Source organism: Mucilaginibacter sp. (assembly GCF_036383575.1).
GTDB lineage: Bacteria > Bacteroidota > Bacteroidia > Sphingobacteriales > Sphingobacteriaceae > Mucilaginibacter.
Genome location: NZ_DASVOB010000264.1, coordinates 1 through 11305 on the forward strand (window position 1 = coordinate 1; position 11305 = coordinate 11305).

Genomic DNA, 11305 nt, shown 5'->3' on the forward strand with positions numbered 1-11305 from the left:
TGTGGTTGCTCCCTGGAAACCATTAAAAAACGATCCCGGTGTAGGCCTGTTAACCAATGTCAGCTTAACCTTTATAGGTGTATTAAAGATGGCATGGCTTGTTTTGATGTTCAGCGCGTCATCCTCCAAACACTGACAATACCAATCGAACTTGAGGCCGATTGGCAACCCTACGTTAGGGGCCATTTCGTGCATCAGGATCATAGGACGGTCAAAACCAGCAGGCAACTTTACCGGGCCGGCATCAAGAATGGTAACATCTACCTTTTCAGACATAGCAGCATCGTAATCTCTTACATCCACCACATCGGCCTTTTCAAACCTTTGCTCCAAAAATGCCTTAAAATCGGCCATACGGGTTTTCCAGGCATCGTCAATTGCAGCGGCTGCTGTACTGTAGTAGTTTACATGTTCCGGCTTAGGTTTTGCCGGGTCATAACCTACGTATAAAACGTGGAGCGCTATTTTACCAGCACCTTTTCTTACTGCACTTCCCAAACAGGCCGCGCTAAACGCAAGGCAAAGCAGCAAAGCCAAAGTGATCTTTTTCATATATGCTTAATTAAAAAGTTTGGCAAGTTTGGCGTTCAGGGATTCGTCGCGCAGTGTATTACCTATGATCTTTCCATCTTTATCCAGCAAAAAGCTTTGCGGCACTGCCCTTACGCCATATAAACGGCCAACGGCATTGTTCCAGCCTTTTAAGTCAGAAACCTGGATCCACGGCAAACCGTCTTTAGCGATAGCATCAACCCATTTTTCTTTCACATTATCAAGCGATACAGAGATAATCTCAAAGCCTTTATCTTTATAAAGCTCGTATTGTTTCCGCAGATTAGGATTCCCGGCACGGCATGGGGCGCACCAGCTTGCCCAAAACTCAACCAGCACATATTTTCCTTTTAAATCGCTTAAGGAAACCGGCTTACCGTTTACATCATTTTGGGTGAATACGGGGGCTGGTTTCCCAATAGCGGTAATCCCGGCTGCCTGGATCCGCTGCTCAAGCTCTTTACCCATATCGGTATTGCGCAGCGACGCGTTCAACGCTTTAAACACAGGGCCAACTTTATCAACGTCAACCTTAGTACCTGCCGACTCAGACAAGCCAACCAAACCGAAGTATGAGTTAGGATTGTTTTTAGCGAAGAGAAATTGTTTTTCGCCCCTATCTGCAATGTTTTTGCGATAACGGGTATCAATAACTTTTACAAAAGCAGTATCCTTTTGTTGCTCGGGTGTAGCACGCGAAAATTCGGCGTTAACAGCTTTGGTTAAATCCATGATGGTGCCGCCAATTTGTTTGTTGTATGCCTGAAACTCGTCGTAAACCTTTGAGCCGCTAACTTTGGCGTTTACCAATGAGTCGGCCGACGTATACACCATATTTTCCTTACCGAAATAAATGTAAACCACATCGGCATTAGGGGCATAGATAGCATGCTGTTTGCCCTGACCAGTATGGTCAAATGCCATACGACTGGTAGTTATACCCGATACGTTGCCTACAAATTTGAATGTACCGTTGGTAACCATACATGAGTCTTCGTGGCTTGAACCATTATCCATATAATCGATATAGGCTTTGGCCGGTTTATCCAGCTTACCGATATGGCCGGTAATGCTAAAGTTGGTTTTCTGAGCTGATGCAGCGAATGGCAACAGTAAGGCCAGCATTGATAGTTTTAGTTTCATTTTCTATTTTTTGAGCTTTAAAAGCCGTAAACATTATTTAGTTGAATTATACCCGGAGACACGACCCCTCCGGGTATTGATATTAAAAGGCCGGATTATTACTGTAAGCAGTCCAAAGCTCATCAACCGTTTTGCCAGTTAACGTTTTCCAGGTTTGGTCTGAATAGGTATTATCGCGGCAGGCTGTATCCAGACTTTTTACTATACCAGCTTTAACATGCTTATCAAGCCAAACCAGGAAACGGGCGGTTATGCGGTAACTGCCTGTATAGTTTTGATCTGCACTGTAAGCAGGCAATGACCAGCCGGCAGTTGCATTGTCAACCCCAAGGGTGTACCTCGCGTAGTCCGCAATTCCTTCAACCAGCCAACCAGGATTACTTCCCTTATAGGCCTGTACAATATGCATTACCTCATGGGTAACCACATCCAGATCTGTAGGGGTTGCAAGCATCCATTTGGGGTTGACGCGAACTATGGCATTTCCGGTTTCGGCAACACCAGTATAAGATGGATCGATGTTGAAATGAACCTTCGTCGCTGTTTTAGGATTATAAATTGAAGCCTCTTCGGGATAAACCTTAAAAAAGGCTTCAATCATCCTGTCTTTTACTTTATTACCTGCATCCGTAGCAAAATCGGGCGAATAGTTGGTAAAGATCAAGGTGTATGAGCCGCGGGTTAGCGAATCCTGCGACAAGTAATCATGAAAAACCGGCTTAACCTGCGGTTGCCCCTGATCAGCAGCCAGTTTATTTTTGTAACAGGCGCTCGTTAAAGCCATGGCTGTGGCCATCAACACAAAAACTTTCATGCTGTTATTCACTCTTTTCATATGGTTTTGATAGGTTAGTTGTTGTTTATTTGATAACTATGTCAATTGGTTCGCCCGGTATGCCACTTATTGTTTTAGTGATGTTACCCGTTTTGGAAACACTTACGTCAAGAGTATAAACAGCTCCGCTTGCCCCAACGGTAAGCGTGTTATCATCCATACTGATCTTGATCATCGATATTTTTTTGCCGCCAAAATCCGCGTCAAGCTGTCTTATATCTTCGTTAATAGGGTTATAGCGGTATATTTTCCCTTTTGATGAAAAATAGAATACATTTAAACTGTTAACCACCCATTTGGTATCATCGTCAACTAACGCACTACCTTTAAATGTGCGTTTGCCCAAGCCCCTAAAGGTCCTGTCATCACCCATAGGATAGCTGAAACTTAGCTCGGTTATGGTACCTGTAGCGGTTTTAAAGAATGCGTAAGAAGCACCGCCTTCTACAGGCTTCATGAACAATAAGTTATCGTATCCTACATTTTTGGGATCAAAACCGGTGCTTGCGGTATCAGTTTTGTAGTTGGTGCCCGAGTAAGTACCATCGGAACCAAATGTTATAAACGCCTTTGCCTTAAGATCGTAACCGATAAAAAACGAACTACCGTGCGTAAAATATTTCGACATATTGTAATCGCCGGCTTGCGCATTGGCAAACTTGCCGTAGTCATCAGCAAAAGGAGCTGTTGATGAAACGCCTACATATAGCTTACCATTAATTACGCCTGTTGGTACTGTGCCCATTTGTACCGGCCCTAAAAACGGCTCAAGATACCCTGTGCTGATAACAGCCGGTGGTGAGAAGAACTGTGCTGCAAAATCAGTCCGTTTCAATAATGTGCTGGCGTCAAGCACTACCCCGCTTTTATTGGGATCATTACTCAATACCCAGTATTCCTCTTTGGTATTCGGTTGGTAAGGCAGTGGTTTTGAGTAATACAGCTCAACCGGATTGATAGGCAAATCATCCTTATTAAGCGATTTGTAGATATCACCCAATATCGTTTTATCGGGTTTTACAAATGATAGTTTAGTAACTCCGTTATCATTACTTAACACTATGCTACCCGCCGAAAACTGGGTTGTACCTGTTATTTTGAAAGGAAAATTGTAAAATAACCCGTTCCGTTTATCGGTAATGGTAAGCTTACAGGCGCGATCGCCCGGGCCTAAATTGTAAACCATTTTAAGCGGGTAACCTTTGTAAACCGCTTCCCGAAGTTCTTCCTGCACGGTGATATGCCACTCAAAATCCAGATCCTTAAGCGGATCGGCACCGGCCAGGGTAACCTTTGGCTGTATGGTAAGGGTATCGCCCAGCAGGGCTGCAAATGTGGCGTTATTAATGCCGGCAACTACCGGCTCTGAAGGTGGCGAGTATACATAATTGCCCAGGTCCTTTTTACATGAAGTATAAAGTACCGTTATGAGCGCCAATATAGCTATCGATTTAAATTTCATGACCTAAGTGTTTAATTGATAATAACCTGTTGACCATTTTCATCAACAAAAAAGTACCTGTCTGCCTGATCGTAATGCTTGAGGTAAAACTTCTTATCTGGCGAAGAAGAATTATAAAAATCATAATCCTTGCTTCCACCGGCCCTTTGGGTAAGCACATAACCTTTTTCCGGGTACCGCGCTACCCAGGCAAATGGGTCGTTAATAAATGTCCTTACGTTGTCAATGTAATACAGCGTACGCGGGATCTGGAGATAAGCATTTGGTTTTGACATATCAACAAGATCGGTGGTGCCCGAAGAGATCAGGAACAACTGGTGCTTTATCCTGCTGTAAGTACCAAGGTTACCCATCCAGTAGATCCACCAGGCTGGTTGCTCCAGGCGTGCCGAATAAAGGATAGATTTTGTTCTTAATGATACCGGCAGCGACGAATCAAAATCCTGCCCGCCCGAAACCAGGATAGTAAGCATTACCGATTTATTTGCAAGCTCCGGATCGCTGTTTTTAATGATCACCGGTACTTTCACAGTGCCCGAATCCGCAGGCATAATGTAAGATGGCTTAAGCGCTTCATAATGCAAACCGGCTTTGGCTGTGGTAGCTGTGTCAACTACGGTTATCGCAAACTTCCTTTCGCTTTTTGACCTTTGCCCCGAAATTATTACCGGCACCCAAATGGTATCCTGGGCCAGGGTAGGATTATAAGCAAAAGAATAAGTTAGCACCGAGGTATCCTGGTTTTTATCTTTATCCTTATAATTCAGATAAATGTTATCCCTTGAGCCGTATGTGAGTAACTGGTCTTTTTTGCAGCCAAAAAGAACTGCAACGACCACTAAAACATAAAATATATTTCTTTTCATTGTTTTAAATGGTATGAGATCAATTATTATAAGCTGCTTCGTCGTCAGGAACCGGGAACACGTAAATGCTGTTTGATGCAGGATAGACCTGGCCACTGGCGGCCACTATATCCAGATTTAACCGCTTATACATGTAAAATATCTGGCTCTCGCCGTAAAACTCTTTACGGGCTTCTTTAACCAACTCATTCATAAAAGCTGTTTTGCCTAAAGTTGAAGGCAACGGATCAATAATGCCGCGGTGGGTACGTACCGTATTTAAATACTCGATAGCTTTTGTTGGGTTGCTGTCGTAACTTGCCTCGGCTGCTATGTAATATGCTTCAGCCAAACGAAAGCCAGGAGCCATAAGCGGGTGCAGGTTTACCTGCGGCGAGCTGTTAACTAAATATTTAACCAGGTAACTGCGGTTTGGCGTTACATCAGTAGCTGTAAAAAACCATTGCCTGTAGCGCCAGTCTTCGGCACCAACGGTGGTTTTTTCATAAATGTTATCTAACTGTAACGGTGTTGGCTGATACTGTGCGGTATTTGTCGCGCTGAACAAGGTAACAAGTGCATTGTTGTCATTGGCGTGTGGCGCATACCAGCCAAATACTAACTCGTTGTAAAATATCCTGTCTTTTTGCTCAACGTTATTGTTAAAAGCATCATCTTTTTGTGTCCAGGGAAACTTGTTGGCGCTTATTACATCGTTAGCATTTGAAAGCGCATTCTGATAATCATTTTTGTACAGATAAACCCTTGCAAGTTCGCCGCATACAGCATAGTAGTTAAGCCTGTGCCTGCGGTTTTGCAAAAACAGGGTATTACTTGTAGTTTCTGTTTGCTTAGCCCCTGTATAACCGGTGGGATACGTTTTATTGGGGTAACCAACAATGTAAGCCGGTGAAATAATAGGATCAGTATTGCTTAACAGTGTGCGTGCATTGCGCAAATCAACGATAGCATAGTTAATTACATCGCCTACTGACGAAAATGGTGTGCTTTTAATACTAACATCAGTTACATAAGGAATGCCTTTGCTATTTGGATTATATTTATACGAAGCACCAAACATGCGTAAAAGATCAAAATGCAGGTACGCGCGTAGGGCAAGTGCTTCTCCTTTGATAATAGCATAGTTGTTGCCCGAAAACACAGCCTTTTGCTTATCTATTACCTGCAATATCTCGTTGCAATTGCCGATAGCATTGTAAACTGCCGACCAGATCTGGCTGTTTTTATCTTTTAAAATGCTTTGCTTGTATTGAAAAGAAGCAATTTTTTGAAAATCAGTGTTTGAGAACGAATAGTTCTGCGCCATGATGTCAAGATTGCTGAAAGTAAGGTTTCCTGCATACATATCTGGTTTTGTACATCTTGTATAAACACCGTTTAACGCCTCTTCAAAACCATCTTCAGTACTAAACAGCTGCTCCTTGGTTACATCAGATTCTGGCTGTACGTCCAAAAACTTTTTACACGATGTAAACACCAGCAATGGAATTATAAAAATTAAATATCTCTTCATGGTTATGTGTTAAAATGAACCCAATAATGAAAATGTTAAGCTGCGGGCGAAGGGATAATTGATACCCCGCTCTGCCTGAATAGTTGAAGCCCTGAAAACATCGTTTGCCGTGAATGCCAGTCTCAGATTTTGAAGCCCAAGGCTGCGGATAGCCTTTGGGTTAAAATCATATGAAAAGTATAGCGACTGCAGTTCGATCAGGTTATCTTTTTGTATAAACCGCGATGACACGTAGGTATCAGTTAGGTCGGTAATGTTTTTGAAAAATGTATGGTCGCCGGGTTGTTTCCACCTTTGTTCCAGCACCCGGCTGTCCACATTAAAGCGCGGATCGGCATTTTCAACCCTGTCAATAAGGGTTTGATTAAAGGACTGGCCACCAAAACGGTAATGAAAACTAAAGCTCATCATAAACCTTTTGTATGATACTGTGCTGCCAAAAAAACCTTCGGCCTTTGGCGTGGTATTGCCTACATCCTGCACATCCTTAACATCCCATATATAGGTTAGGGTACCGTCTTTTTTCACCAGTATCTCTTTCCCGTTTTCAGGGTCGATACCTAATGATTTCACCGCATAAATGGTGTTCAATGATTTCCCTTCAACATACCGGGTGAGCGGGGTTGAAAAAGCGTTGTTATCCTTGTTGGTTTGGAAGTTATCAATGTTATTATTGAAGGCTTTCAGGGCATCAGAAATACTAACTATTTTATTAACATTATGGGCAAGGTTAGCTGTCAGGTTTATGTTCCAATCGGTTGTATGGAAAGCTTGTGCTACGAGATAAAGCTCATAACCTTTGTTCGACATATCGCCAAGGTTATCTTTATAAGTAGTAAAACCTGTTGATGGGGCAAGGTTAATATCAGTGATGAGCCCCTTGGTAAGTTTGTAATAATACCTTGGTGATATAACTATCCTGTCTTTAAACAAGCCAATGTCCATACCTACGTCAGAAGTGCGGGTCTTTTGCCATTCCAGGTTGCTGTTACCATAGCCTAATATGGTAGCACCGATACCTGTTGAATACCAGTTTTGTGTATCATATGAATATATTGAGCGCGACTGGTAAGCCGGAAAACTGATTGAGCCAAGGGTTGCAATACTTCCTTTCAAACGCAATTGGCTAATTACATTTGAGCCCAGTAAAAAGCTTTCCTTATGGATATTCCAACCGATACCTAAGGACCCAAAAGGAGCATAACGCCTGTCGGCACCGAAAGCTGATGAACCATCGACCCTTACCGACGCATCCAAAAGATACTTGTTTTGGAACGCGTAGTTACCCGAAAAGAAAGCACCGGCTGTTCTTGACTTGGCTACATCGCCATATGGGCCTGAATTTTCTTTATAAATGCGCGCAAAGCCGATGTTGGTAAACCTGTCGTTTGAAAAGCCCTGTGCCGAAAATGATTTAATATCAGACTTTGAAGCCAAAATATTGGCACCCAAAACAAGGTTGAAATAATGATCGCCCAGTTGCTTGTTATAATTGATGGTTACGTTTCCATCAAGATTAAGGCTGGCATTGGTACCGTAATCATAAGTCCCCCTGTTGTTCAACTTATCAGACGCGGTATTGTAAAAAACACTGCTTAACGGCGACACATAGGCATCTGATGTTGAATTGGTTTTATTGACACTCATTAACGCCCTCAACCGCAAGCCTTTTGATATTTTATAATCGGCAGAGAACGACTCCAGTATCTCTGTGTATGCGGCTTTATTAAAGCTGCTTAGGCTGGCTTCATATAATGGGTTAAATATATTTTCGGTAACGTACTGAAGTTCAGCCTGGCGACCGGTGTTTACACGCCAGTTGGCAAGCTCCTGCACCAACCTGCCTGTACTATCCCTTATCGGAAAATATGGGTTGGCATTTACGTAGGTCGAAAAATCGCCATAAGGAGAGTTAACCTGGTTAACCTGCGTTATGGTCAAATCATTCCTGATGATAAGCTTTGAACTTGGATTATAGGTAAAATTAACCCCGCCGCTGTACCGCGTATTATCTGAACCTTTCATAACACCCGGCTGTGTCTGATAACGCAGATCGATACCGTACCTGAACGACTGATCGCCGCCCTGTGCATAAACCGAATGCTTTTGTTGATAAGCATTTCTTAACGGCTGCGATAACCAATAGGTATTGACACCACTTGCCACGTTTTTTAAGCGCGTGAATAACTGGGCGTCGAGGTCATCCTGTTTGGTATCTCCGCTGGTAGATGTTGAGGCGCTGTACAGGCCAACAAGCTGCTCATAAGCAACCTTTTGCTTAGCGTTAAGCACGTGATAATCGGACAGGTCGGGACCGTTGAAAGTAAGTTCGTAATTGTATGATAACTGTAGCTTTCCGGCAACAGGGGCTTTAGTAGTGATAACCATTACACCATTAGCAGCCCTTGAACCATAAACAGCGGTCGCGGCACCATCTTTCAATAAGGTAACCGATTCGATACGGTTGATATCAAGGTCGACTACTTTTTGAAGCGATACTTCAAAGCCATCAAGAATAAATGCCGGCAGGTTATAATTACTTGAAAGGTTGTTACGGTCAAGTATATCGTCGCTGATGGAAGGAATGGCTGTAGCACCCCTCACATTTATCTTTGGCAGCTTGTTTGGGTCAGAGCCTGCAAAGTTATTATCAAGCACCTTGAACGACGGATCAAACGAAGCAATACTTTTGATCAGGTTTTGCGGATTATTACGTTTCAGATCGGCACCGCTTACGGTGATGGCATTACCGGTGTAGTTATCTTTTTTGATAACCTGGTAACCCGTAACCACAATATCTTTAATGTTATTAATATCGGGTAAAAGCTTAACTACAATCGATTGGCCTGCAATCACTTTAACTTCCACCGATTTGTAGCCGATAAACGAGAATACTAATGTTTGCCCTGCATCAGCCTGTACATTAAACTCACCTTTTTCGTTGGTTTGGCCTATTACGCCCTTGCTTCCTTTAACAGCAATATTTACGCCCGGTAAGGTAGTTTTACTTACCGAATCCAACACACGTCCACTCACCGGTATTTTGCTTATGGCAATAACCGGAGCTGGCCTCGGTTCGGGTATTTTATTTTGGATCACAATGGTTTTAGAGACGATGGTAAAACTCAGATCAAAGTCTTTAAGGCACGCGTTAAGCGCGTCAACAAGCTGCGTATCATGAAAATCGGCATCAACTGTTTTGCCTTTTAAATTCACTTTCTCGCTATAAAAAAACAAATAGCCGGTTTGACGCTTTATATCCTTAAAAACCGATTCAAGGCTTTTATTTTTGCCGGATATAGTCACCGTTTGAGAATAACTTGCAGCGGATAAGTGTAACGCGCCAACAAGCAATAGTATAGTGGTGAGTTTCAATACTAATAAGAATTTGCACTTTACCCCCCGTATTGCGCATACGGCGTTGTAAAGAAAAGTTAATTTCATATTTTTGAATAAGATTGGGTTAATAAAATGCAGCTCAGGGCTTCGACATCTTGTGCTGCCTGACCTATTTTAAACCGGAAGCGGTGAGAGGCTTCCGGTTAATTTTTGGTCTGTTAATGAGCGTTGTATCTGAGATTTATCGTAGTTGTTTTTCCATTAAGTTTTGTTTTAGTTTTAGCGTTTAGTTGTTGTTTAGTTGTTAGTAGTATAAAGTTTAAGGTTAAATATTACTTGCCGTATGATACTTTCACCGTTTTGCCCTCCACCGCAAATTTCATGTTGTTAAGCTCCAGGATCCTGAAAACATCGACCAGATTGCTACTTCTTGAAATTTCGCCGAAAAACTTTTCGTGGGGCATATCCCCCTCATAAACCACATCAATATCATACCAGCGGCTCACCTGGCGCATTACTTCGCGGATATCCTCATCTGCAAATGAGAATACACCGTTTTTCCAGGCCACTTCCTTATCAAGATTTACCTGCTGCTTGCTGATAGCGCCGTTACCTTCCCTGTCAATTACAGCCTGTTCGCCGGGAATAATAAGCGTTGAATTGGTTGCCGAAATAACCTTTACCGAACCTTCCAGCAGCGTGGTTTTCACCTGCGCTTCATCGGCATAAGTGTTGATATTGAAATGCGTGCCCAACACCTCAACAGTTTGCAGGGCCGATTTTACCCTGAAAGGCATTGCTTTATTCTTAGCCACTTCAAAGTATCCCTCTCCGTTGAGTGTTACCTCGCGGTCAGCTCCTTTAAATACCGTTGGATAAGTTATTGACGAAGCCGCATTAAGCCAAACAGTTGTACCATCGGGCAGGATGATCTTGTACTGGCCTCCTTTTGGCGTGGTAACCGTATTTTGAACGGCCTGTTCCTGCCCTGTTGCTTCGGCCTGGTAAACGATCTGTCCATTGGCTGTTTTAGTGATCTTAACACCGGCTTGTTTAGCTATCTGCCCGTTGTTAGCGTCATCAAGCGATATCGTTGTGCCATTAGCTAAAGTAAGCGTGGCCTTGTTAGTACCTGGCACTATCCCTTTGTAAGTATTTGCCGCAAAATAATCTGCCTTATGATTGTTACGAATAAAAAAGTAAGCACCAACCGAAATAAACAACAGAATTGAGGCTGCCACGGCGTACCTGATCCAGCCAGATCTTGAAGGCAAGGTAAGAGGCTTTTTTTCATACTGCGCTATTCTTTCATCAACCGTCGCTTTAATGGCATCTTTCAGGTGTGCATAGTCGGCCTCGTTCTCATCAGTAATGAGGTCATCATTTAAATCAAACAGGTTGTAATACGCCTCCAGGAATTTAATTTCTTCCCGCGTAGCCTCTCCAAGCCTGTACTTTGTTAGTATTTGTATAAAATATTCTTTGTTCGCCTCGTCCATTTACATCCTTTATATATACATGAGTCGGCAAAATGAAAATAGCCCACGTCAATTAAAAATATTTTTAAACTTTTTTTTGAAAAGAATACATAATTA

At 42.7% G+C, this 11305-nt stretch carries 8 protein-coding genes; all 8 read right to left on the reverse strand.

From position 1 onward, the window contains the following. The coding region (locus VF500_RS09395; protein ID WP_330859431.1) for a hypothetical protein at positions 1–552 on the reverse strand (552 nt) is incomplete at its 3' end. A 6-nt stretch (positions 553–558) separates the two neighbouring features. Continuing rightward, complete coding sequence (locus VF500_RS09400) at positions 559–1695, reverse strand: TlpA disulfide reductase family protein (protein WP_330859432.1); 1137 nt, start codon at positions 1693–1695, stop codon at positions 559–561. An 82-nt stretch (positions 1696–1777) separates the two neighbouring features. Then, positions 1778–2530 carry a basic secretory protein-like protein gene (locus VF500_RS09405; RefSeq protein WP_330859433.1) on the reverse strand — a complete coding sequence of 251 codons (753 nt, stop codon included), beginning with the start codon at positions 2528–2530 and terminating at the stop codon, positions 1778–1780. Positions 2531–2555: 25 nt separating this feature from the next. Further along, positions 2556–3992 carry a PKD-like family lipoprotein gene (locus tag VF500_RS09410; RefSeq protein WP_330859434.1) on the reverse strand — a complete coding sequence of 479 codons (1437 nt, stop codon included), beginning with the start codon at positions 3990–3992 and terminating at the stop codon, positions 2556–2558. An 11-nt stretch (positions 3993–4003) separates the two neighbouring features. Continuing rightward, on the reverse strand, positions 4004–4858 hold the full coding sequence (locus VF500_RS09415; protein ID WP_330859435.1) for a DUF4843 domain-containing protein: 855 nt from the start codon (positions 4856–4858) through the stop codon (positions 4004–4006). Positions 4859–4877: 19 nt separating this feature from the next. Further along, positions 4878–6371 carry a RagB/SusD family nutrient uptake outer membrane protein gene (locus tag VF500_RS09420; RefSeq protein ID WP_330859436.1) on the reverse strand — a complete coding sequence of 498 codons (1494 nt, stop codon included), beginning with the start codon at positions 6369–6371 and terminating at the stop codon, positions 4878–4880. 9 nt (positions 6372–6380) lie between these two features. Further along, positions 6381–9815, reverse strand: a complete 3435-nt coding sequence (locus VF500_RS09425; protein ID WP_330859437.1) for a SusC/RagA family TonB-linked outer membrane protein — start codon at positions 9813–9815, stop codon at positions 6381–6383. Between the two features lie 227 nt (positions 9816–10042). Continuing rightward, a complete protein-coding gene (locus tag VF500_RS09430) occupies positions 10043–11209 on the reverse strand; it encodes a FecR family protein (RefSeq protein WP_330859438.1) in 1167 nt (388 codons plus the stop codon). Between the last annotated feature and the right edge of the window lie 96 nt (positions 11210–11305).

What these genes read in the sequence shown, in the direction of transcription:
- VF500_RS09425 (WP_330859437.1), bottom strand. Translation starts at nt 9,815, where the DNA reads ATGAAATTAACTTTTCTTTACAACGCCGTATGCGCAATACGGGGGGTA.
- VF500_RS09405 (WP_330859433.1), bottom strand. Translation starts at nt 2,530, where the DNA reads ATGAAAAGAGTGAATAACAGCATGAAAGTTTTTGTGTTGATGGCCACA.
- VF500_RS09410 (WP_330859434.1), bottom strand. Translation starts at nt 3,992, where the DNA reads ATGAAATTTAAATCGATAGCTATATTGGCGCTCATAACGGTACTTTAT.
- VF500_RS09430 (WP_330859438.1), bottom strand. Translation starts at nt 11,209, where the DNA reads ATGGACGAGGCGAACAAAGAATATTTTATACAAATACTAACAAAGTAC.
- VF500_RS09420 (WP_330859436.1), bottom strand. Translation starts at nt 6,371, where the DNA reads ATGAAGAGATATTTAATTTTTATAATTCCATTGCTGGTGTTTACATCG.
- VF500_RS09400 (WP_330859432.1), bottom strand. Translation starts at nt 1,695, where the DNA reads ATGAAACTAAAACTATCAATGCTGGCCTTACTGTTGCCATTCGCTGCA.
- VF500_RS09415 (WP_330859435.1), bottom strand. Translation starts at nt 4,858, where the DNA reads ATGAAAAGAAATATATTTTATGTTTTAGTGGTCGTTGCAGTTCTTTTT.